Origin of the sequence: Nostoc sp. PA-18-2419, from assembly GCF_005869855.1 — a bacterium.
GTDB lineage: Bacteria > Cyanobacteriota > Cyanobacteriia > Cyanobacteriales > Nostocaceae > Nostoc.
Genome location: NZ_SZNH01000009.1, coordinates 85414 through 107835, shown reverse-complemented (window position 1 = coordinate 107835; position 22422 = coordinate 85414). Strand labels below are relative to the sequence as shown.

19 protein-coding genes are annotated in these 22422 nt (G+C 40.7%); 5 read left to right on the top strand and 14 right to left on the bottom strand.

Going from position 1 to position 22422, the window contains the following annotated elements:
* Positions 1-272 precede the first annotated feature (272 nt).
* The 3 genes from FCR06_RS11720 (at position 273) to FCR06_RS11710 (ending at position 4237) form a co-directional block, all read left to right on the top strand.
* Positions 273-2141: an ATP-binding protein gene (locus tag FCR06_RS11720; RefSeq protein WP_138499780.1), complete on the top strand. Its 1869-nt coding sequence runs from the start codon at positions 273-275 to the stop codon at positions 2139-2141.
* A gap of 115 nt (positions 2142-2256) precedes the next feature.
* Complete coding sequence (gene truB / locus FCR06_RS11715) at positions 2257-3141, top strand: tRNA pseudouridine(55) synthase TruB (protein ID WP_138499779.1); 885 nt, start codon at positions 2257-2259, stop codon at positions 3139-3141.
* Positions 3142-3382: 241 nt separating this feature from the next.
* Positions 3383-4237, top strand: coding sequence for an alpha/beta fold hydrolase (locus FCR06_RS11710; protein ID WP_138499777.1), 855 nt, complete (start codon positions 3383-3385; stop codon positions 4235-4237).
* 89 nt (positions 4238-4326) lie between these two features.
* On the opposite strand, the gene FCR06_RS11705 is transcribed toward FCR06_RS11710, so the two are convergent.
* From FCR06_RS11705 to carA, 5 genes are all read right to left on the bottom strand, one after another.
* A complete protein-coding gene (locus FCR06_RS11705) occupies positions 4327-4629 on the bottom strand; it encodes a DUF1816 domain-containing protein (protein ID WP_138499775.1) in 303 nt (100 codons plus the stop codon).
* A gap of 87 nt (positions 4630-4716) precedes the next feature.
* Positions 4717-5688, bottom strand: coding sequence for a 23S rRNA (guanosine(2251)-2'-O)-methyltransferase RlmB (gene rlmB, locus FCR06_RS11700; RefSeq protein WP_138500012.1), 972 nt, complete (start codon positions 5686-5688; stop codon positions 4717-4719).
* A 91-nt stretch (positions 5689-5779) separates the two neighbouring features.
* On the bottom strand, positions 5780-6259 hold the full coding sequence (locus tag FCR06_RS11695; protein WP_138499773.1) for a Mini-ribonuclease 3: 480 nt from the start codon (positions 6257-6259) through the stop codon (positions 5780-5782).
* Positions 6260-6877: 618 nt separating this feature from the next.
* Positions 6878-7216, bottom strand: a complete 339-nt coding sequence (locus FCR06_RS11690) for an STAS domain-containing protein (RefSeq protein ID WP_223280109.1) — start codon at positions 7214-7216, stop codon at positions 6878-6880.
* A gap of 228 nt (positions 7217-7444) precedes the next feature.
* Positions 7445-8605 (bottom strand): glutamine-hydrolyzing carbamoyl-phosphate synthase small subunit, encoded by a 1161-nt coding sequence (gene carA, locus FCR06_RS11680; RefSeq protein WP_138499767.1) that lies wholly within the window; start codon positions 8603-8605, stop codon positions 7445-7447.
* A 271-nt stretch (positions 8606-8876) separates the two neighbouring features.
* Between carA and FCR06_RS11675 the strand changes: the two genes are divergently transcribed.
* Positions 8877-9932, top strand: coding sequence for a TIGR02281 family clan AA aspartic protease (locus tag FCR06_RS11675; protein WP_138499765.1), 1056 nt, complete (start codon positions 8877-8879; stop codon positions 9930-9932).
* On the opposite strand, the gene trpD is transcribed toward FCR06_RS11675, so the two are convergent.
* Together trpD and FCR06_RS11665 are read right to left on the bottom strand one after the other, a co-directional pair.
* Positions 9862-10938 (bottom strand): anthranilate phosphoribosyltransferase, encoded by a 1077-nt coding sequence (gene trpD / locus FCR06_RS11670; RefSeq protein ID WP_138500010.1) that lies wholly within the window; start codon positions 10936-10938, stop codon positions 9862-9864. The genes FCR06_RS11675 and trpD overlap by 71 nt on opposite strands.
* A gap of 103 nt (positions 10939-11041) precedes the next feature.
* Positions 11042-11908 (bottom strand): DNA adenine methylase, encoded by an 867-nt coding sequence (locus tag FCR06_RS11665; RefSeq protein ID WP_138499763.1) that lies wholly within the window; start codon positions 11906-11908, stop codon positions 11042-11044.
* Between the two features lie 202 nt (positions 11909-12110).
* Here FCR06_RS11665 and FCR06_RS11660 point away from each other — a divergent pair, with 202 nt between their 5' ends.
* The gene (locus FCR06_RS11660; RefSeq protein WP_138499761.1) at positions 12111-12290 is read left to right on the top strand and encodes a high light inducible protein; all 180 of its coding nucleotides are present in this window, start codon (positions 12111-12113) and stop codon (positions 12288-12290) included.
* A 256-nt stretch (positions 12291-12546) separates the two neighbouring features.
* Here the strand turns inward: FCR06_RS11660 and FCR06_RS11655 are convergent, their stop codons facing one another.
* The 7 genes from FCR06_RS11655 to FCR06_RS11630 all read right to left on the bottom strand — a co-directional run bounded on the left by FCR06_RS11655 (position 12547) and on the right by FCR06_RS11630 (position 22419).
* The gene (locus tag FCR06_RS11655) at positions 12547-13656 is read right to left on the bottom strand and encodes a hypothetical protein (RefSeq protein WP_138499759.1); all 1110 of its coding nucleotides are present in this window, start codon (positions 13654-13656) and stop codon (positions 12547-12549) included.
* Positions 13657-13947: 291 nt separating this feature from the next.
* Positions 13948-14112, bottom strand: coding sequence for a hypothetical protein (locus tag FCR06_RS32540; RefSeq protein WP_189523386.1), 165 nt, complete (start codon positions 14110-14112; stop codon positions 13948-13950).
* A 34-nt stretch (positions 14113-14146) separates the two neighbouring features.
* Positions 14147-14449, bottom strand: coding sequence for a Dabb family protein (locus FCR06_RS11650; protein ID WP_138499757.1), 303 nt, complete (start codon positions 14447-14449; stop codon positions 14147-14149).
* Between the two features lie 235 nt (positions 14450-14684).
* The gene (locus tag FCR06_RS11645; protein ID WP_189523385.1) at positions 14685-15287 is read right to left on the bottom strand and encodes a nitroreductase family protein; all 603 of its coding nucleotides are present in this window, start codon (positions 15285-15287) and stop codon (positions 14685-14687) included.
* A gap of 335 nt (positions 15288-15622) precedes the next feature.
* Positions 15623-18592 (bottom strand): virulence factor SrfB, encoded by a 2970-nt coding sequence (locus FCR06_RS11640; RefSeq protein ID WP_138499755.1) that lies wholly within the window; start codon positions 18590-18592, stop codon positions 15623-15625.
* 121 nt (positions 18593-18713) lie between these two features.
* Positions 18714-21248, bottom strand: a complete 2535-nt coding sequence (locus FCR06_RS11635; protein WP_138499753.1) for a proteasome protein — start codon at positions 21246-21248, stop codon at positions 18714-18716.
* A 733-nt stretch (positions 21249-21981) separates the two neighbouring features.
* Positions 21982-22419 carry a hypothetical protein gene (locus FCR06_RS11630; protein ID WP_223280108.1) on the bottom strand — a complete coding sequence of 146 codons (438 nt, stop codon included), beginning with the start codon at positions 22417-22419 and terminating at the stop codon, positions 21982-21984.
* Positions 22420-22422: the final 3 nt, after the last annotated feature.

The window sequence follows — 22422 nt, the reverse complement described above, 5'->3', positions numbered from 1 at the left end:
TTGCTTGTTTAGCTAGAAAAAGGGGTATGGAGTAGGCTAAGGATTGCTTTTCCATATTTTATTGTGGGATTTATTGATGAATGATAGTCCTAGATTCGTTTTGCTGATTTTCCTGTTTTTGTTAGTGTCTTTTACTATATTGAGATCAGTTGAGAATTGGTAAAGAATTTAGATTTTATTTATATTTCTTTGATTATTGATTTTAGAATAATCCAATAAAACCCAATCTGGATAAAAGGGATTTATATCGCTCCCGAATCCTCATACGTAATATGTTGGACACATGGACGCTACTCATCATCGATGATTGTACAGCAGATCGGAAAATCTATCGTCGATATCTTTTGAAAGATCCGCACCAGTCCTACCAGATTTGGGAGGCAGACTGTGCAGAAGAAGGACTTGCTTTGTGTCAAAAGATGCACTTCGATGTCATTCTGCTGGATTTTTGCCTACCTGATATGAGTGGGTTAGAACTTTTCGATCAGCTCAAGCAGGAGATATTTCAGACTTCTGTACCTGTGATTATGTTAACAGGGCGTGGTGATGAAGAAATTGCTGTGCAAGCAATGAAACGAGGTGCCCTAGATTATTTGGTTAAGCAGCACTTAACACAGGATGTACTACAACTAATAGTCCGCAACGCCATTAAGCAATTGTGCTTGCAAGCCCAACTCAGTAAAACTCAGGAGCGGCAGCGGTTAATTGCTACAACAGCTCTAAGAATTCGTCAGTCTCTTGACTTAGAGCAAATTTTGAATACGGCTGTAGCGGAGGTACAGCAACTTTTAAAGTGCGATCGCGTGATAGTATATCAGTCTGCCCCAGATAGAGAAGGTAAGATAGTTGCCTCTTCAGTTGAGTCATGCTGCACTATAGCGGTGTGTGATCGGGTGGGAGATGAGAAGGAGGACACGGAAAAAAGTGTATGCGCCTTTGAGCGCTCGGAATTTCTGCTAAGAAAGACGCTGCACCAACGAACGACACAAACACAAGAAGTCCCAGCGTCGGCTTCTGGCGCTCGGAATTTTGGAGGACACAAAGACACAGATTTTTTCAGCGCATCAGAACGTCATCCTCTCACCGCCTCTTATTCCCAATCTGCAATCCCCATTGCCCCAAATTCCCTTCAGGAGTATCGAGACCCTCAATCCCCAATCCCTCATATTTACGAGCTGGGCTTGTGTAATTGTCTGAGCTTAAGAGAGCAATTTAATACTCAATCAAATTTAGTGGTTCCGATTAATCTGAGCAACAATGGCAACCCAGCCCCTAAGCCTTGGGGTTTGTTGATTGCTTTCCATAATTCTTTTCAGCAACAGTGGCAAGCTGATGATGCTCAGATGCTCAATGAAGTATCGGTGCAACTGGCCATCGCTATCCAGCAAGCGGAACTGCTAGCCCAAACTCAAGCAGCCCTAGCAAAAGAAAAGCAACTCAATTTATTTAAATCCCAAATTATTGGCACGGTTTCTCATGAGTATCGAACGCCCTTAACTTCTATTCTGGCTGCCGCATCAACTTTAGGAAAACATAGCCAGCAACTCGATCAGTCGAAACAACAAAAGTTTCTGGGAATTATTGAACAAAAAGCCAGGTATATGTCCAAACTTGTGGATAATATGCTTTTGGTTAACCAATTTGAAGTCGAAAAACCGAAGCTCAAGCCAACGCAGCTTGACTTATTGCAATTTTTTTCTGAACTGATAGAACAAGAGCGAGAAATAGCAGGCGATCGCCACGAATTGATTTTTCAAATTACCGGGAGTAACCACGGCTTTTGGGGCAATCGCGGACTTTTGCAACAAATTTTTATTAATTTAGTGTCCAATGCAATTAAGTATTCTCCAGATGGAGGTACTGTAGAGTTTCACCTGAGCAGCAAAGAATCACAAGTCATTTTTTCCGTCAAAGATCGGGGAATTGGTATCCCAAAGTCAGATCAAGAAAATTTGTTTGAATCTTTCAGTCGTGGAAGTAACGTTGATACAATTCCTGGCACAGGTTTAGGGTTGGCGATCGCCAAAGCTTGTGTAGAATTACATGGTGGTAATATCACTTTATCCAGTCAAGTGGGACAAGGAACTCAAGTTACAGTCAGCTTACCGAAAGTATTCCCAATCGCTCAAGCTAATTCATAATACTCGCCTGGGTGTGAGAAGCAAGCTACGTGTTTTTAGTAATTATTATTTCACACCGCCCATGTGGTGGCTTGAATAATGAATAAAAACTTTAAAAACTGGAAGTATCGATTTTGTGTTATCTCAAGGTTTTCTCAATTTAAACAAACCTTATAACTGGACTTCTCACGACTGCGTGGCCAGGGTGCGAAAACTATTGCGCCTCAAACGTGTGGGACATGGGGGTACTTTAGATCCAGCAGCTACCGGGGTGTTACCCATTGCCCTTGGTAAAGCCACAAGACTATTGCAATATCTACCAGAAGAAAAAGCTTATAAAGCTACAATTCGGTTAGGTGTGCGTACTACAACCGATGATTTACAAGGTGAAATTATTAATTCTCAAGCTTGTGCTGAATTGAATTTGGCACAAGTGAAAACTGCACTATCAAAATTTCAAGGAAAAATTGAGCAAATACCACCAAGTTATAGTGCAATTCAAGTTGATGGGAAACGTCTCTATGATTTAGCACGTAGAGGTGAAATAGTAGAAGTTCCAGTACGGACAGTAGAAGTTTTTCACATAGAAATTTTGGACTGGCGAGAAGGGGATTTCCCAGAATTGGATGTGGCGATCGCCTGTGGAAGTGGTACATATATTAGAGCGATCGCTCGTGACTTGGGTGCAATTTTAGAAACTGGTGGCACCCTTGCGGCTCTAATTCGTACCGAAAGCAGTGGTTTTAATTTAACAAATAGTCTAACTTTGACAGACTTAGAAACACAACTACAAGCTGAAATATTTCAACCCATTTCTCCAGATGTGCCATTACAACATTTGTCATCTGTCACTTTACCACTAACAGCTGCTCAAAAATGGTGCCATGGTCAGCGAATTTCTCAAACTTTCGATGTTTCTGGAATAGTGAGAGTTTATGATCAACAGACTCGCTTTTTAGGTATTGGACAATTACAAGATGAAGTGTTGATCCCCCAAATGGTTTTTGAAGCTATTTCTTAAATTCAAAAGGGGTCAGGTGTGGGGAACCGACGTTTTCAAGGCGCTTCGTGTCCTCTTAAAACATCTTTTTCTTAAATGAGCTTTCAACTCATAACTAAAGTTTTTTATTTTTCAACCTACACCCCACACCCTATTTTTTGTAAGCGAATTTAGATGAAATTATGACTGAAATTAGAGGATTAAAAACTAAAACTCCAGKTATTTTAGAACATTTATTCCCCAGAGAGGAGAACGGCGAGTGATGAGCGATCGCCACACTTACACTACTGCTGCTGCAAATCTCAACGTCTACGTCCAAGGTCAAGGATTTCCCATTTTAGCCCTACACGGTCATCCTGGTTCTGGTCGTAGTCTTTCTGTGTTCACCAATCATTTATCAAAACGCTACCAAACTTTTGCCCCAGATTTACGTGGATATGGCAAAAGTCGCTATCATGGCAATTTTGAGATGAATGACCATTTAAACGACTTAGAAGCCCTGCTAGACCGTTTTCATATTCAAAAATGCCTTTTATTAGGCTGGTCACTTGGCGGGATTTTGGCAATGGAACTGGCATTACGTTTGCCAAAGCGCGTTACAGGTTTGATTTTGGTAGCGACAGCCGCAAAACCCCGTGGTAGTCATCCTCCCATCACTTGGCAAGATAATTTATATACTGGTGTTGCAGCTTTACTGAACTATATAAAACCGAGTTGGCAGTGGAATATTGAAACTTTCGGTAAGCGATCGCTTTTTCGCCACTTAATCCAACAACATACATTTATTAGTTACAGCTATATTGCCACCGAAGCAGTGCCGGCATATTTGCAAACCTCTTCTGCTGCGACTCGCGCTCTTTATAGCGCAATTCAAGCCGGGTATGACAGACTTTCAGACTTGCCACAAATTCAATGTCCTAGTTTAATGCTTGCTGGCGTCCAAGACCGTCACATCACAGTTGATTCTAGCTTAGAAACTGCTGGACATCTGAACAATTGCCAATGGCAATGCTACCCCAACACTGCTCACCTTTTCCCATGGGAAGTTCCCCACCTAGTACTAAATGATATTGACCATTGGTTGGAAGAACATCCCCAGGTAATTCGTCGTCAATAGTCCATTCAAACTTTTTTGACTATTAACTAGATAATTCGTAATTACTACTCTAAATTACGAATTGCGAATTATCTTAACTCTTGCCTGAATTAAATCTGACCGCCAAAGGCAGGCTGTACTTTGCGGTCAAACTTTTCCCCCAAGTCTTCAGCAATTGTTAAATTATTGGGTTTACAACGTTTGACATCTACAATAATTCCCTGCGCTCCTTCGATCTCCAAATCTTCTATGTATCCAATGCTAGCCAATCTTGCTTCAGAAGAACTCAGAAATGGTCCGAAGTAATACGTGCAGCGGGGATTTTGCGTTACAATCTCTACCCACCAAGCCAAGCCGAAGTAGTCGAACGTATTGATCAACCCTTCCTTAAGGTTATGCCAAATGGTTTTCATAGTTTTCGCGGATTTATAAACGTGCTACAGGGTGTCAAAAAATATGTTACTTGATTAACATTTACATTTCTTTATACTCTTTTACGGTTATTTTTTCAAAGAGGTTTTTTGTAATTTATCTAAATGCAGGGTATTTAGCGATCGCTGGCGATAAATTTCATAAAGTGCCATACCTGCTGCTACTGAGGCATTGAGGCTAGGAGTTTTGCCCTGTAAGGGAATTGACACTAAGACATCGCATGAGCGTTGAGTTAACATACTCAGACCTTCACCTTCAGAACCAATTACTAAAACGATAGGTCCGCTAAAATTGACTGTATGTAAGGGTTCGCTACCAGTTGCAGCAGTACCATAAATCCAGAATCCAGCAGTTTTTAATTCTTCTAAAGCGCGGCTAAGGTTGACAACTCTTGCTACGGAAAAATTTTCTAAAGCACCTGCTGCAACTTTGACAACAGTGGAAGTGATCCCAGAAGCCCTTCTTTGAGGTATCACTAATCCTTGAGCGCCAATTGCCTCAGCAGTGCGAATAATTGCTCCTAAGTTGTGGGGATCGGTAATTCCATCAGCCACAACAATTACAGCATCGGTTACAGATTTTGCTTGCTCAATCAGATCCGGTAATTCGATGTATGTGTAGGGAGCAATTTGTGCCGCCACACCTTGATGATTAGAGTTATTGGTGATTTGGTCTAAGCGCTTGGGTTCAACTTCGTCAATAACTGTACCATTTTCTTTTGCTTGCAACAGTAAATGGTGAAAGTTGGGATCGTAGCGCAGACGGCTAGTAATCCAGATGCGGTTGAGACCGCGCTGATTTTGCAATGCACTCAATACAGGATGACGACCGTAAATTAAGTCGCTATCTTCTGTTAGTTTTGTAGATAAAGACGGATGGGAGAAGTTGCTATTTTGTGGGCGTGAGTTAGCAATAGGCTTACTATCTATTTTTCTGGGATTGCGAATCGGACTGGTAACAACACGTTTACCCTGGAGTTTTACAGGTTGCCCACGATTCGGTTCGCTAGAAGTCTTCATTTTCCTCGGTTTATTCGACATTTGAGTTTTAGGATATAGCGTATAGTAGGCATCCTGACGAGCCAATTTTCCAGACCTATCTCTACTGTTTTGATGATTGTGAAAGTTCTCACTATTTATTTAGATGGAGTATTTCCAATAGTTCGGTTAGGCGCTGGTAATCTGTGAGATACAGGTAGCCAATTAAAGTTTCCAGACTAGTTGCCTGTTGATAAATTTCGGGATCAAGTCGCTTAGGGCGTCCTATGGCAGCGTTTCGACCCCGGCGGACAATTTCTAATTCGGTGTCCCTCAGATGAGGAGTCAGCGATCGCAAATGTAGCGCTTGTGTTTCTGCTCTTACCTGTGCCACTACCAGACGATGATAAGTTTCTGGTCGCTGTAGTGGTAACAGATAGAGCATTCTAACATACACTTCATAAATTGCATCCCCCAAATATGCTAAAGCATTGGGAGAAATTTGTTGTACTTGTGAAAGCGAAATCTGTTGGGATAATGGCGCTGTAGTAGCCAAGAGTGCTTGAGTCCAAGATAAATTCTCTTTTGGAGTTTCATCTTGTCCATCTAATAGCTCTTCCTCCTTTGACTTCACAAATAAATAATTCCTTGACTAGCTCAAATTTTCAGGCATTCTTCGCAAAAATTGATATTTCTGAAGTATGCCATCATAATACACCTAGCATAATCAACACTATCAAAATTACTTACTAAATTTTATCTTTTTTGATTAAAACTTCGCATTTTAGATCACCCTGATGTCAACCTTCGGTGAATATAATTTCGTATACTGATTGTGGTCTATGCCTTACATCAGATAAAATTTTGACATCGTAGCTCTTTTTTTTAATTCACCACATTGCCATATTTACTTAGTAAGCAACGGTTTCCAAGCTGGAAATATCAAGTAAAGTTTAAATATATATTAATCTGTTGGCTTTGTTTTCTAACAATTATCTTTGGTTTGATATTTTATCAAAATATCCTAACCAACAGGTTGGTAATTTTATGAACAAATCTCCAAACTTGCTTTGTATGGTCTCCAAATTGACTGTTTATATCTTTATCCTGATTCAGTTTTAAATATAATAGCTCAACTGGCTTTTTGCCTCTCCCACAAGGAGAGAGGTTTTTGCCAGAAGTTTTAATAATTGAGCTATCCAATGTTGAATCTGGATAGCTAAGTTAATCTCAAGAGGTCGAGCAATCAAGACTACTTGACATTTTCTAGAGCATCTTCAACTGATTTTTGCAGGGAGAGAAACTTCTCTAGACGAACAAGCTTGACCGTTTGAGTTACCCGAGCATTCGTGACAATTTGCAAAGTGCCATCAGCGTTTTGAGCCTTCTTGGCTGCCTGCACCAGAGCACCCAAGCCAGAGCTATCAATAAAGTCGATTTGTGAAAGATCCAAAATAATATGCTTAGGACCCTCGTCAATCTTGCTCTCAAGTACCTTGCGAAATGTCGGTTCAGAAAAAGCATCTAACAAACCTGTGAGGCGGAATAGCTGGCAGTTATCCCGGATTTCACGAGTGCCTCTCAGGCTCACGGTTAGATTTAGTGGCTCAGCAATAATTCCCTCCTCATAAGTTTAAAGTGAACGCTCAAGTATAGATGGTTTTTGAGCAAGTTGTCTACAATCTGCTGGAGTAAGGGGGATTGGGGATTGGAGCACAAGAGGCAGAGGGGCAGGGGGCAAGGGGGAGAATGAAAAATTACCTCTTTTCCCCCTGCTCCCTGCTCCCCTGCTCCCCTGCTTCTCCCTCATCCCCAGCCCCTAGTCCCCATCACCTTGACGTGCTATTCGCATGGCTTGAACAAATTGCTCAAACAAGTAATCAGCATCGTGAGGTCCAGGACTGGCTTCTGGGTGATACTGTACGGAGAATATAGGCAGAGACTTGTGACGTACCCCGGCAACAGTGCGATCATTTAAATTCAGGTGGCTAACTTCCACAACTGTCGCAGGTAGAGAATCTTGATCGATGGCAAAACTATGGTTTTGACTGGTAATTTCTACCCTTTGTTGTAAACCCGCAGGCTGATTCAAACCACGGTGACCAAATTTGAGTTTATAGGTTTCTGCTCCCAAAGCATGACCTAAAATTTGATGTCCCATACAAATCCCAAAGATGGGTTTTTGACTCAGCAGCAGCGCTTTGGCAGTTGCAATTCCTTCGCTGACAGCAGCAGGATCGCCAGGCCCATTAGAAAGAAAAACACCATCAGGATTATAGTTGAGAATTTCCTCTGATGGCGTATCAGCAGGCACAACAATTACCCGACAACCGTAACTGGTTAAGCGACGCAAAATATTGCGTTTGATGCCAAAGTCAAGAGCAACAACGATAAAGGGTTCTTCAATATTATTATTCGCAGTTTCTAGCTTGAATTCCCAAGCTGGAATTGTGGGATCTGACCATTGATAAGTCGTTGGTGTAGTCACTTCACGAACTAGATTTAATCCTGTCATCAAAGGAGCTGCCTGCACCTGCTCTAATAATTCCCCTTGATCCAAAATAGTCGTGGAAATGCCACCGTTCATGGCTCCGAACATGCGAATTTTCCGGGTGAGGGCGCGGGTATCAATGCCATAGATAGCTGGTATTTGATGCTGTTTGAGGTAGTCAGGTAAGGATTGTGTTGATCGCCAGTTACTTGGTCGATGACAAATATTACGGGCGATCACACCCCGCACTTGGGGTCGGTCTGATTCCTCATCTTCAGGATTGACGCCAGTATTTCCCAATTCTGGATAAGTAAAAATCACAATCTGACCGCAGTAACTAGGATCGGTTAGTACTTCTTGATAGCCAGTCATACCAGTGTTGAATACCACTTCTCCGATGGCGGTTCCCGTAGCACCGAAAGACCAACCATGATAAGCGGTTCCATCTGCTAAAACAAGTAAAGCTGGTATTGCCTCAGACAAGAACATAGATTGGGGATTGGGGATTGGTTACTGGGAATTGGGTCTAGGGATTGGGCATTGAGAAAACTTTTCTTTAGTCCCTACTGCTTATTCTCTACTCCCTACTTCCCAAGACTGCGATCCTCAATTTTGCCATAAGTTGAGCGACTACAAATTTTCAGGTTGTTAATTAAAAATTAAAATTGCTTGTTGCCTGATGTCTGTTGTCTTTTACTTACAATCTTTAAATAGGTACGCGAGAGTGGATTTGCAGGAGCTTGGGCAGTTAATATTAATTATGCTTCCGACTTTTTTATCCCGTGCAACCCTAATTTTTTTTGTACTCAGCGCTCTAGCGGTTTTGACTGTTGCCTGTAGTGAAGACAAACGAGACACTACGACTGCTGGCAACGAGCAACCCGCCTCAGTTGGGGATTTGGCATCAGTACAGCCTCCCACTACCAAACCACCAACATCAGCAGCTACCCCAGAAGCACAGCCGCAAGAGCCGTCTGAAACTGAACCTAGTGTTTTTGAGTTGGCGTTAGATAAAGCTGTTAGCGCTTGGAGTATTAGCCAATCTGCTCAATCTCCAGATGATTGGAATTTGGTCGCGAGTCAATACCAAGATGCGATCGCTCTGATGCGAAAAGTGCATCGACAAACCCCAGAGTTTGCCTTCGCTCAATCGAAAATCACAGAATATCAGCGCCAAATCAAATATGCCAAACAAAAAGCTAATCCTCGCCCCATAGTAGTTAAGGAACCCCGAAAAATAGTAGTTGTAGTTCCCCAAACAGCAACTATACCAAGGTTTAGCTCACCGATAACGATTCCTGTACAAAAAAAACTATTACCACCAGAATCACAAAGACCTTCATCAGCAGTGGTAATTCCAGATCAAGCAGTGTTTACAGCGCCGATTAAAAGGCGCGCTGGTGGTACGCCAATTGTGGAAGTCACCTTCAATGGTCAGCAAAAGTTTGAAATGATTGTAGATACAGGAGCCAGTGGTACTGTGATCACGCAAGAGATGGCAAATGCTTTGGGAATAGTGCCAGTAGGGAGAGCTAAGGCAAACACCGCCAGTTCCAGATCTGTAGAATTTCCTGTGGGCTATGTTGATTCAATGGCACTTGGAGGGGTGAAGGTGAATCGAGTACCAGTAGCGATCGCTGGTACGGAACTCGAGACCGGACTTTTAGGACATGACTTTTTTGGCAATTACGATGTCACAATCAAACGTAATGTGGTAGAGTTTCGCCCGCAATTGCGATCACAAATCAATTCCCTAGAAATTGAACTAACTGCTCCAACTTCGTCCAAGCCGCGCCACTTTGTAGGATATCCTTAGCAACTTTAATACCTTGAGCGTGATCGAGTAATGGTATTACTCCCGCTACTTGCAATGCCAACAAGGCATTCAAAGCTACTACATCCTGTTGTGCTTGAGTTCCCTTACCTTGGAGTACAGCCTTGAGAATCGCTGCATTCTCTTGCACATCCCCACCCCGAAGCATACCTATGGGAGCAGGAGTTAGATCCAAATCTAGGGGATTAATACTAGTTAACTGCACTTCTCCCTCTGATAACACCGCTAAGTCAGTTAAATCTCCTAACCCAGCTTCATCGAGTTTTTCTCGCCCGTGCAGCACAATTGCTTTTTCCTTGGCCAAATTCTGTAAAGCTTGAGCAACCGTTGCCAAAAGTTTAGGAGTGAATAATCCCACCACTTGCCCAGTTGGACGCAAGGGATTTACTAAGGGGCCAAGTAAATTAAACACTGTTCGTACCTTAAGAGTTCGTCGCAATGAGGCAACTGCTTTGAGTGCTGGATGCCAGCCAGGGGCAAACAAGAAAGTGATCCCCACTTCGTGTAAAGCAGCTTGTACCTTTTCACTAGGCGCACTCAAATTTACACCCAAAGCTTCCAAAACATCGGCGCTTCCGGTGAGACTTGAGGCTGAACGATTACCGTGTTTGGCAACAGGTACCCCATACGCTGCCGCAACAAAGGCAACTGCCGTGGAAATATTAAAAGTTGACGCTCCATCTCCACCAGTGCCGCAGGTATCAATTAAGGATTGGGGATTAGGGATTGGAGATTGGGTGGATTTTTGCCCAGTCTCCAGCATTGACTGCGATTGTAATACTTCAGCCATGCCAGTTAATTCGTCGGCAGAAACGCCTTTAAAGTTCAGTGCTGTTAAAATTGCTCCTGATAACTCTGGAGGAACAGATTCACTAAGCCAACCTTGCATTAATTCAGCAGCTTGAGTACGCGACAATGATTGGCCATCTATTAATTGTTGCAGCAGAACATAATAGGATTCTTGTGCAGGGATTGGAGAAGTTGTCATCGCTAGGGTTTGTGTGTTGTAGGGTGTAGCTACGTTGCAGGGCATGGGAGCTATCCTACCGAAAAATAGGCTTTCATCAAAGTTCAGTTCAAAGCTCGAGGCTTTACTGCAAAGCCGGATTCACAAGATTCTGATTTTTTAATTTTTTCTTACAATCGAGTTTATGTTTGTAATTAGTAATAAATAACTCTTTTCCCTTAGCAGCACCACTCTGCTTGTAATTATTCATCCCATATTGTAATTCCCACTCTGAAATATTAACCCATTGAAAATTTTCTCTAATTTGTGGGGAATCGTCGTAAGTGATTAGCCAGCGATGATGACATGATTGCAAAAGTTCAGCAAATCTTTGATGTTGAAATGAGATGTGCAAGTCACCATCCTTACCATAAAGCTTTGATTTAATAGCACTAAAATATGGTGGATCTAAAAATAAAAATACTTTTTTACCTTCTTTTTGTAATAAATAGCTATAATCTAAATTAGTAATTATTACATTTTTTTCTAGAATATTTTCTAACTTTTCCAACCTTTCTATTGAAGAATCCGTAAAACGTTTATGGAAAGCTTCTTGTGAAAAACCGCCTGATTCTACAGTGCCGGAAAACGTAATTCTATTCAGGACAAAAAAGCGAACGGCTCTTTCAAAATCAGATAAATTGTTGACATCTATACTAGTCAATTCTGTATACAGTGATTTACCATTTGTGTACTTAACTTTAATATAGCGAATTTCTTTAACTAACTGAGCTATATCAGATTGGGCAAATTTCCAGAATAAAAAGAGTTCGCAGTTTAAATCGTTAATCCAAATTTTGATATTAGGAAATTTTTGTTTTAAGTAAATAAATACAGAACCACCACCGACAAAAGGTTCTCTAAATTCGGAAAAATTTTCTGGTAAGTATTCAACTATTTGATTTATTGCTTTTGACTTACCACCAGGATATCGGAGAGGACTTTTGAGCATGATTCCTAGAAATCTTTATACTGACCTAATAACATAGATAATTTGCGGTTGCGGCGATCGCCAACATACCACAAGAAACTACGTGCTTGTAGTATAAATGGGCTAACTAAAGTGTGATTTTTGTTGCAATTTTGTAAAAATCTGTTACATTACTTAACGTATAGCTATAACTGTTACAACATAGAAGCTCGGAGTGTTAATTATGTCGAATGCTAACAAGACTACGCCTTCGGTTTCACAAGACCCTAATGCTTTACGCTGGGGCTTTACTCCTCAGAGTGAAAACTGGAATGGTCGTTTTGCAATGATTGGTTTTTTATCCGCCATTCTACTTGAGGTGTTTACTGGTCAAGGAATTTTACACTTCTGGGGCATTTTATAAATTTAAACGTTTTCTATCTTCATTAGATTATCAGCGAAGGCAGTGATTTTCCGAGTCATCTGCCTTTGGCATACCATACAACTTTCTATTTTGGTTAAAAATAGCCAGTAAATAGTTCATCACACCGCAAATCAACATACCATACCATTGAGGTTAGCCTTTGGGCGTTCTCGGAAGAGTAGCCGCTTTACCTCTGCAAAATGGCGCAAAAGCCGAAAATACAAATTTTTTGACTTTTGACTTAGGCGCATTGGTACTAGCGTGATGAGCGAAATATTACACGCCCTGGAGATTCTTCCTGGTTCATTCGTGCATACACCCGCAGACAAGTTAATACTTCCCCAGGAGTACCACCAAAATCTAGTTGTAAGTCATCTTTGGATGAAGCACAGATATCTGCATAAAGTCCAGATAATTGGCGAATTCGGACTTCACAACCTGCATTCATAGCTTGATCGGCGACTTTCTTCAGGATGCGTCGTGATTCGTGTTGCAGCTTACCCCACCAAGAATATCGTTCAGCGGGTGGTACAAAAACCAAAGAATGTATTGCTTCATCCATGTCAATCCAGCTACGCAAAATAGACAGGGGATCGGCATTTTCTTCAGCTTTTTTGATACGTTGGCAGCGTTCACTTAAAGCATTGACGTATTCATTTCGCTGTTCTAGTTTAGAGTGTAAGGAAATAACATCAAAGCTAAAAACGCTCTTTAAAGCATGATGTAAATCTGAGTCTATTTCGATAAAATTCATATATAAAAATAGGAATCCCGCTGGCACATCGGATGCATTACTCTGAATAATTTGAGAATTTGAAAATGCTTGTTGATATAAGCTCAAGCCCTTAGTCTGAATAGTACCACTAAGTCCGGGGTAGATAATTTCATCGCGGATAAAGGGAAGTTGATAGAGATTAGAAATATCAGCGTTCGCACCAACTTCTTGAGCCATATCTAAGCTGCGCTGTCGCCAAGATGCAGCCAATTCTTCTGGTATCCGTAATAGCTTGCGTTGAATTTCATTCCACAAATCTGAGTCAGTTTGGCTTTGAAGTTGGGAATTACCTAGATAATAATTAAGTTCTGAATCAGAATCAAAAGCATCTTTTAAATGACTGAGTTTTAATTGATTTTGGGATGGTATAATGGTATCTTGCCAACCAATATCTGGCTGTAAAAGTGTAGGCTTAGGTTGCAATAAGCTGTGAATTTCTTGCAGAACCTCATCGCATACCTTAACTCCTGGATCTAATGGAAATTCTATGCGAGCCTGATTTAAAGTAGCTTCGAGTCCGTGGAGAGTAAACCGCAATAAATGAGCTAATTGAGAGTTTTCTACTTCTAATAATTGACGTAAATACTGCATTAATATTACCTTTTTTTATTTCATGCAGAGGCACGGAGAGAAAGATCCTTTTTTCAGTGTTGCTGAATTCAGGTATGAATTTATAGCCGTAGTCACACCCTTTAGGACATTTTGAAAGGATGAATTCTAGGAATAGTAATAGTTTTACCTCCTGCCCCCTGCCCCCTGCCTCCTGCTATACTTCACACAGAGACACTTTCCAAGACAGAGACGCACAGAGCAAGAGTTTGAGGTATTGAGTTTTCAAATTTCATACTTCAATTCAGCAACGCCCTTTTTTCTATTTCACACTTAATTGTACAAACTTGCTTTTTTGTTATAATCGCAAAGCGATATCAAGGATTTTTCAGCAGCAACAATCTGAGCGCGTTCGCCGAGGAGCGTTGGCGTAGTTATTGCCCCATCCTGTTGAAGTCCCCAAATTTTCCTGCCCTTGAAAGCCTCTTCCTGCGCCATTAGAAGCTTACTGCTTCGCATTGAGTTAGGTAGTTCAACCTTCAAGATCAAATGCGATCACATCATCAATACACGATAAAATTTCGACTTTGACTTTTTCATGAATAGGATGAGGTAAATAGGCATCGCGGGCAGCAACGCTCTCAAAAGTCATTAAAAATCCGTGCGTATAGCCCTGATTCAAGCCTTCATTGCTGGAATATCTACCACCTGTAAAGTAGGTGATACCAGGAATCAATTTCGTGATTTCTTGGAGATGTCTAAATATATCTGCAATCTTTTCAGCAGGGGTTTGTGCTTTAAATTTTAACAAAACTATATGTTGAATTAGAGGCATCTAAGATTTCCTTATTTATACTTGTACAATTATTAGGACTACGAGCCGGAATTTGTTGCACCCGCGACTATTGTTAATGCAGTGGCATAAGTCGGAACGTATTAGGGAAGCGAGGCGGTACGCATATCACTTGGCTATTTGTACACTCTTAGAGTAATCATTCTCCGCATTATTTTTCCCCTACGCACCTACACAAGCTCCCTAGCAAGGGTTTCATCTTTACGAGGGTGCGATTCTATGTCAGTGGAAAAGTTTGGTTCCAACTGCCAGAAAACACAAATTCTTCTAAGGGCTTGCGGGTACGGAGGGCTTTCTCTCGTTGCAGCAACTTTTCAGACAGGGTTTGTGGATCTCCGATGTAACCCAAGGCGATCGCCGCGACTGGCTCATAACCTGAAGGAATACTGTAAATCTGTTGGGCTTTGGCAACATCAAACCCAGCCATTTGGTGAATAAATAACCCAACAGCGGCTGCTTGAATCGCCAAGGTGGCAGATGCAGCGCCAACATCGTGAAAAGCGTGGCGGTTTTGCTTGCCATTACGCTCAAAATGGAGTTTTGCGACTGAGAGCATCAGTATAGGAGCATTCCGCGCCCAATCTTGGTTCGCCTCTGCAAGAACACTCACTAAACGCTCAAATTCAGTTTGATTGTCTGAAGTTGCAACAATAAAGCTCCACGGTTGCTCGTTGAAAGAAGAAGCTGCCCAGCGTGCTGCTTCTAAGACACTGTGTAACTTTTCTGGTTCAACCATTCGATCTGAAAAAGCTAGAGGACTCCAGCGTTGACGCAACAAATCTTCAATTGGATATTCAGTCTGGGCTAATTTGTCTATCATGAGATCATTTCTCGCAGTGTTGTTACTCATGCGTTTATATCAATTCTATACATTTCACGTATTTTGTACTTGCAATAACTTTATCAATTTCTGCCAGTCTTTGCTAAAAAAGAGAGCGCATTTGCTAAAGGCTACTACTTTTTGATAGTAAATCTAATGAGATTTCATTTGCTTTCCCAAGTATACCTTTTAGTTGCTTTAACTCTATTTTTTGCCACTTCAAATATTAAGTTTTAAATTATTATTTTTACTGAAGCAGCAGCAAAGTGATTGCCTTTGGCACACTTAAGACGCAACAGGCGAAGAAAACCTTTGCGTATTTATGTGAAGCAATTCTAATGTATACCGCAAAATGGATCGCGTTCTTTATCAACTTCATTAGGTTGTAATTCTAATTCAGCAATATAAACACATCCTTCTTGTTTGAGAGATTCTTGATTTGTAGATGTCCAATAAGGCACTTCACCTGCGTGCATCCGTAAAATACCCTGGTTGTCAAGAGTCACATGATATTGACAAGGGTAATCTGTTGTGATGTCTGGTTTACTAAGTGCGCCAATTCGTATCCATTTTTTGATTTGGGTTTCGGCGTCTGTTTGATAAATATAAAAGGTATGTTGTCCAGTTTTCGGGAAGGGAGGTAAGGGATTACTAATTAATCCGATTCCTGGTTGTGTAACACCATCGCGCAAATAATGAAATTTTTGGAATGATTGAACATCATTTTCGACTTCAAATACTAGATGATAAGCATCTGGTTGATCCACAGTTGCAGACTCAATAACATTAACAGCAATATCACCATCACTTAAGTCTTTATTAGAGCGTTCTACAGCGATATTCCACTTCAATTTTCCCTCTGCAAATAACACTGATGTTTCTGAAACCACTGCTCCCAAATCAATGCCAGGAATATCAATTAAATAATGGGGATTTCCCTGACAAAGCAGCACCTTAAATTCGAGACTTTGGTCAATTTCAAACTGAATTTTTATTTTTTTGATAAATTCTGCTTCTTGTATTCCTAATTTATTCATCAGGTTTTTGCCGTCGAAGCTACCCCAAAGTCGTAAATCTCCTTCTTCGTAATCTTGGCGGTAGATAATATTAATTAATTGTATTCCTTGCCAAGGAGTACGAACTTTGGCAACAGTTTCCCAAGGTGCTAGTTGATAAAGTTCTTGACCGGCTTTGAAGATAGTCAATAAATCGTTGCTTTGGGTTTTGCGTTTGAAGCTACAGGGCAAATAATAAAACAAATTTTTAACATCAATTTCTAACTGATTGGCTCCTTTACGCAGTAAATTTTTAGATTCTTCGGGGTCAAATCTCAATCTTCGTAATTTTTCGGCATAGCAAGCACCAGCAGAGGTGGCTAATTTGGTAAATTCGAGAACAAAAGTAATCCGTTCTGGATTCCAGACAAAATATGGTGACTTACTAAATTCTTGATAGATTTGGCGCTGTACTAAGTCAAGATTACAAGTTTTACCAGACAAAATTAACCAATCAACTTTTTGAGAATTCCAAGAATCGTTAATAAGATTATCGGGACGCAAACGGCTTTCCATCAATCCTTTAGCAATCCCAATCGCTTCTTTAATTCCGGAAACTGCAGCTCGTTCAAATTGCTGATTGTCCAAGGTGACGCAGATGTTATTTGGGTCTTTAACTTGCAATTTAACGGCGCTTTGGCTAAGAAGTTCGGAAATTTCTTGTTCGGAAAGTGTAAAGGTTAATAGAGAATCATCAGTCGGTAGTTTTTGCCCAAGTTTCAGTTTAGCTGCTTCTGCATAATCCCACAGAAGATAAAATGTTTGTAGGCGTTGTGGTGCTTGTTGCCAACGAGTGGGCAATACTTTCTCGGCAGTATCTAAAGCATCTTTATAAGCTATATCACCTTCGGGATTTTCTTTATCCAGACATTTTAAAAGACTGCCAGTTTTGAATTTGCCTTGTTCTAAAAAACGCTCGTTTAATTCAGAGTTAATTAAATCTTCTAGCTTTTCGCTTTCGAGGTCACCTGTACTGACTGCTGTTAATAAAAAATCAGTGATCACTACTTTCAAAAGTCGAAAGATTCGTAGTGTAATTAATTCACCGCCTAACTGTAAATGACCAGATGAGCCTAATAGTTTGGGAGTCAGTTTATAATAACGTCCTCCCAAACCCCGGTCTTCATAACCAGCAAAAGCTGGGGTTTCATCTGACAAAGTTAACTCAATCAAAGCTAAGTCTGTGGTGCCGCCGCCGATATCTAAAACGAGGACATTTTGTGACCATTTATTTCCAGTTTGGCGACAACGAGTTTTAAATGATTCGATACCAATATTTAAATTACCACCAAATTCTCGCCACAGAAAGAATATCGCCACAGAAACAGCTTCATCATAAGCAGTTTGGACATCATCAATCGCCAACTGCTCAACTAATTCTTTAACTTCTTTGCGAACAACAGGTGGAGCGACTGTTGGGTAGGTAACAACTGCTGTTAACAAATTCCCTTCTGAAAACCTGCGTTGCGCTCGTTGACGGTAGTCTTCGGTTAACTTTATTAAATGTGCCCAAGCAGATTGAATTAGTTCTTTGGCGGTAATTGTTTCTTCCTGACCATCCAAAATAACTGAAAATGCTCGCTCCTGACCAAAATAGCGTTTGGGTGAATGATGAAACCTACTAATAATTTCCTTTAAAGTACCGCTTGTACCTTGGGCAATCGCTTTTTTTCTATTATCTCTAGCTTCCCTACCCATCCGCAGTTGCAATTCGGGTAAATGAGAAATTTCCGACTCGCTAGGAATTTCTGTTTCACGGCGGTCGATATCTAACACAACTGGAATCAGATTTTGCGATTCCAAGGTAGGAACCCGGAACACCTCATGATAGATTTGATAGAGTTTTTTGCTGACAGCCCGACGGAATCTTTCACTATTTCCTAAACAAAGTTCAATCTGACGAATCGCTTCTAAAAATCGTTCTTTGTTATCAGTTTCAAAAACTTCACTTAATTTAGTTGGTTCTATTTCCAAGTTTTTGCTTATTTCTATAATAAACTTTTCCCAATCCTCATTACTGACATCTGGTAAAGCTACAGCAGCAGGAGAACTGAGCCATTGGGATAAGCGATCGCGCAATCGCATTTCTTGTTCTTTGGGTAAAATTTCGGCGATCGGTACTTCAATTGGATCGAAAAGTGTGACAGTAGAATTTGACGTACCAAAATCTAATGCAAACCATCCCGGAAATCTTTTTTGTTGCTTCTCGTTTGGTTTCTCAGTATAATTGTTCAATTGAAAAAGGTTCATTATTGTATAAAATTGTTCTGTTGAACGCTAACTTTGTTATTTAGAGTGTAATCGTAGCCCAACCTAGTATAGGGGTGCGGAAATAAACTACCTATCCCAAATCCATGAAAATTTTTACGCGTCAAACATCTAAATAAGAAACGGCGGCAATGTCTGAAAGAATCTGCAACCAAGTAGGAACTGCTATCTCAGATGGTAAGTCACCAGCCGTTAAATATCTCAGTAATGCTTCTTTTTTAGAAAGGTTTTGCAGACTCGGAATAATTTGATCCAAAATACCTTCTAGTTCAAAATTAATTTGCTGATTTACCTCACTAACATACTGCACAAGATGAAGGCTGGCGCTAGCAGTAATTTCATCTCGCAGTCGCAGTATTAAAAGTTGATGGTTAGTGGATCTAGGTAAGCCTTGGCTTTTTTCTGGTGCCCAGTCAAAGATTTGGCCTACATTATGTTTCTCATCTTGACGGGCTAAGGGAAAAATGATTTCGGGTGCAACGAATTTGTCTTTGTGATTAATTTCTGAAATAATTGCTTCTTTCCATTCGTTAGGGTCACATCCTAGTAATAACTTATAAAAAAGGTCGGCTTCTTCCACACCAAATTTTGATTCAATTTCTTGTTCCATTTCTGGGTAGAGAATTACTTTTAATTGGTCGCGTTCTGGAGCTACTTGATTTGACAATTGATTTAACAAATCTCCCACAGCCTGACGAATGCGATCGCGGGCAAATTCTTCTACTTCTTTAACGGTTTTTTCAAATACTGGATAAAACTCATCACTCTTGGTAGGTAAAGAAGTATTGAAGCGGTTTCCTCTATCAAATAATTTGCCAGCAGCACCTTTGGATTCAGCGAGGGTGATAGTACCATTATTGACTTTATTAAATAATAAAGTCCACTGGTTCCAATTAAGTATTTTAAAGGTAAGTTCGTCTTTAACTATATCGCTGACAACAACACCACGTCGGTCTTTAAGGGGTTCTTTCCCTAAATCTTTTTGAAAATTCCTGTAGATTTTGTCTAAAGTTTCTACCAGAAAACGCAACTCAATAAAAGCAGGACTGTCTCCTGTGGGGATACCTTGCTCGTGAATTTCGTCTATGATATCTTTCAAATGATCTTGCTGCTGACTCACCACATCGGCAGCTCTTTTAGTATCTTCATACAATTGCTTTAAACCATGAGTAGTGACGTGGTTTTGAATTAATTCCCGTAACTTGGCAAGACTACCATCTTGAGCAAAGTAACCTAATTGTCTGCCCAAATAGCTGCGAGTATCAGATTCTAATAGCCGTTGACTTAAGCGTCCCCATTTATCTTGTAGCCGTTTAGATCTGTCTAAATAATCAGGATAATCTAAGTTAGTTAAAAACTCTGGTGAACCTGCTTTGACTTTACTCGAACGTTTTGCTAAATCAGCCAATCCTAAGAGTGGCGACAGTAAAACAATGCGGTCTTTTTGGGTTGTAAACGCCTCTGCACCCTCAATGGTGGTTTGCAGAACTTTGAGTTTTTGGAAAACAATTTCCTCGTGCAAATCCCTATCTTCAGTCAATTGGTCGAGTTCTCTTTCACCTCCCTCACTTTCTAAAGGCAGTTGATCGAAGCGACCTACACCCACGAGAATTAAATCTTTCAAGTCTTGTCCAGGTCGCTGCTGCTGCATCATCGTAAAGATTTTATTAGCGCGATCGCTTCCCGGAGATTTACCATTTAGCAACACCAAAATCGTCTGTACTTCTGCTAATTCTCGCAGCGACAAAAAGGTATCTCTAGCCCCAGAATTAGCAGCTCCCAATCCCGGAAAATCAATCAAAATAAATTTAGCAGCACCCGTAACATCCCAAATTTCCCGTGATATTTTGACATCAATATCTACGCGGCGAATCAGTGGAAAGCTGTTTTGTAATAATTTCGTTGGTAACCTCTGGGGTGGACTCGGTAACCGGATATGCGCTGGCGGTAAATCTTCAAAGCTGAGAGTTTGGATGGCCATTGGCTGTTCTACTAGCTGTAGCCCTTCGCGGGCGGTGAGCGGATCGAGCTGGTAGCGTCCACCACACATCATTTCCCCATAAGCTTGATAAGCCCGCAGGAATAATACTAATTCTCTGAGTAAATACCGTAATTCTAAATTGTTAGAACTGTTCCATGCTTCCTCACACCAATCAATAATATCTTTGCCAGAGTTGAGCTTTGACACTGGTATAGCTGGAAGTCCTGCTGCTGTTGTCCGCTTATTGGCTTCTCCCAGCATGAAGCGCAGACACTCATGTACCCCTTCATGGGAAAGATATTCTACTGTAAAATTGCTGAGTTGAGTTGTTGCAAAGTCATCTTCGGGTATAATGTGAAGCGCGGTAACATTCCCTGTAGTTGGGTTTTCACTTATTGGTAAAGCATCTGCATATCCAATCAAACTGCCTAAAAGTAAAGTTTTGCCGCTGCTAAATTCTCCCATCACACCAATTTTCACAGGCGAAGTAGCGAGATTTAGAGTTTTCTCGGCAGCTTCTAAAAGACGACGGAGACACTCATCAAGGCTAGCCGGAACCCAATCTTCTTGTTTTGAAGGGTATTGAGGTACAGAATCTATCTTCCGGAGGATGAATTCACCGTACTCTTTAAAACTGGCCAGTTTATCTGGTTCCATAGAGTAGTTTCCGTCTAACATAAATTTCTCTGAGCTTTATAACATATAAAATGCGATCGCCAGGGATTTATCCAACCACCTGCCTATTGAGTATTAGAAAACTTTTCCTCAGTTTTTATAATCGGCCAAGACAATTTTGAAAAATCTGGCTTTGCTAAGAAAAATAAATATTGATTTGATCTAAAAATCTTGAATATTGTGAATTTTCTGTGAAGAGATAGTTGCCACAATCTTTTAGAAGCAGTTCTATTTCTGTGTGGCAACTGCCCTCCAGCTAGAACTGCCTCCTAACTCCAGCCTTCCTCGATAATTTATTTCTTGGAGTTACCCTATGTAATATTTTGAAGTGCTTTTACAAAAAACAGGGTGTGGGGTTAAGAATAATAAATCAATTCTATTTAATCAAATTATTCCCCCCCTCTTCCGTCTTTCCCTACACCCAATACCTGCAACCCCACACCCTATTCTTTTACACCCCACACCCTAACCATGCAACCCTCTGAATTCAGAAAGGACAGCCACCTTTGTCCGACAGTGGGAACAGAACCAGCAAATTTCATGCTGTTGGATGTGCCGTAGTAATCGGTAAGAGCAATAAGGACAGTCGTGCATAATCGTTTACCTCTGTCATTACTTATAGAAAAATAATCTTAGGAACGATGCAAATCACAGTTGAATAACTCCAGCAGATAGGTATTACGACTAGAAGAATCAAGCAGCACTTACTTTGCCATCAAAGTTTCGTACAAGCCTGCTGCATTAAAAGATTATTGTCTTTATACACTTCTAAAGTTCCAGACTGCTGGCTATCGAGTGTGCCATCCCATACCCAGTATTGATAATTGCCATTTTGAAACTTATATACTCGAACTCCTTCTGTTGCTTTGGCACTTCCTGTGTCTATACTTAAATTCCCGTGGGAACTAGTAGAGCGGTAGAGAAGTTCACCCGATGAATGCTTTTTCCAAACATTGATATTGTATCCACCTCGGCATTTCATACTTAGGATTAAGTCAGCAGTAGAATCAGCAGAAGCTTTTAAGGAGAAATTAGCCCAAACACAGGTTGTTAGAGCAAAAAGTAAGGTGGATCTTTTTAGTAGTGTTTTCATGGTTTTTTCTACGGGTGAAGTTTGACCAGATGCGGTTATCTTTGCTTTTGTGAAAGTCATATC

What these genes read in the sequence shown, in the direction of transcription:
- FCR06_RS11635 (WP_138499753.1), bottom strand. Translation starts at nt 21,248, where the DNA reads ATGGAACCAGATAAACTGGCCAGTTTTAAAGAGTACGGTGAATTCATC.
- FCR06_RS11640 (WP_138499755.1), bottom strand. Translation starts at nt 18,592, where the DNA reads ATGAACCTTTTTCAATTGAACAATTATACTGAGAAACCAAACGAGAAG.
- FCR06_RS11710 (WP_138499777.1), top strand. Translation starts at nt 3,383, where the DNA reads ATGAGCGATCGCCACACTTACACTACTGCTGCTGCAAATCTCAACGTC.
- FCR06_RS11660 (WP_138499761.1), top strand. Translation starts at nt 12,111, where the DNA reads ATGTCGAATGCTAACAAGACTACGCCTTCGGTTTCACAAGACCCTAAT.
- carA (WP_138499767.1), bottom strand. Translation starts at nt 8,605, where the DNA reads ATGTTCTTGTCTGAGGCAATACCAGCTTTACTTGTTTTAGCAGATGGA.
- trpD (WP_138500010.1), bottom strand. Translation starts at nt 10,938, where the DNA reads ATGACAACTTCTCCAATCCCTGCACAAGAATCCTATTATGTTCTGCTG.
- FCR06_RS11630 (WP_223280108.1), bottom strand. Translation starts at nt 22,419, where the DNA reads ATGACTTTCACAAAAGCAAAGATAACCGCATCTGGTCAAACTTCACCC.
- FCR06_RS11720 (WP_138499780.1), top strand. Translation starts at nt 273, where the DNA reads ATGTTGGACACATGGACGCTACTCATCATCGATGATTGTACAGCAGAT.
- FCR06_RS11705 (WP_138499775.1), bottom strand. Translation starts at nt 4,629, where the DNA reads ATGAAAACCATTTGGCATAACCTTAAGGAAGGGTTGATCAATACGTTC.
- rlmB (WP_138500012.1), bottom strand. Translation starts at nt 5,688, where the DNA reads ATGTCGAATAAACCGAGGAAAATGAAGACTTCTAGCGAACCGAATCGT.
- FCR06_RS11645 (WP_189523385.1), bottom strand. Translation starts at nt 15,287, where the DNA reads ATGATAGACAAATTAGCCCAGACTGAATATCCAATTGAAGATTTGTTG.
- FCR06_RS11665 (WP_138499763.1), bottom strand. Translation starts at nt 11,908, where the DNA reads ATGCTCAAAAGTCCTCTCCGATATCCTGGTGGTAAGTCAAAAGCAATA.
- FCR06_RS11655 (WP_138499759.1), bottom strand. Translation starts at nt 13,656, where the DNA reads ATGCAGTATTTACGTCAATTATTAGAAGTAGAAAACTCTCAATTAGCT.
- FCR06_RS32540 (WP_189523386.1), bottom strand. Translation starts at nt 14,112, where the DNA reads ATGGCGCAGGAAGAGGCTTTCAAGGGCAGGAAAATTTGGGGACTTCAA.
- FCR06_RS11650 (WP_138499757.1), bottom strand. Translation starts at nt 14,449, where the DNA reads ATGCCTCTAATTCAACATATAGTTTTGTTAAAATTTAAAGCACAAACC.
- FCR06_RS11675 (WP_138499765.1), top strand. Translation starts at nt 8,877, where the DNA reads ATGCTTCCGACTTTTTTATCCCGTGCAACCCTAATTTTTTTTGTACTC.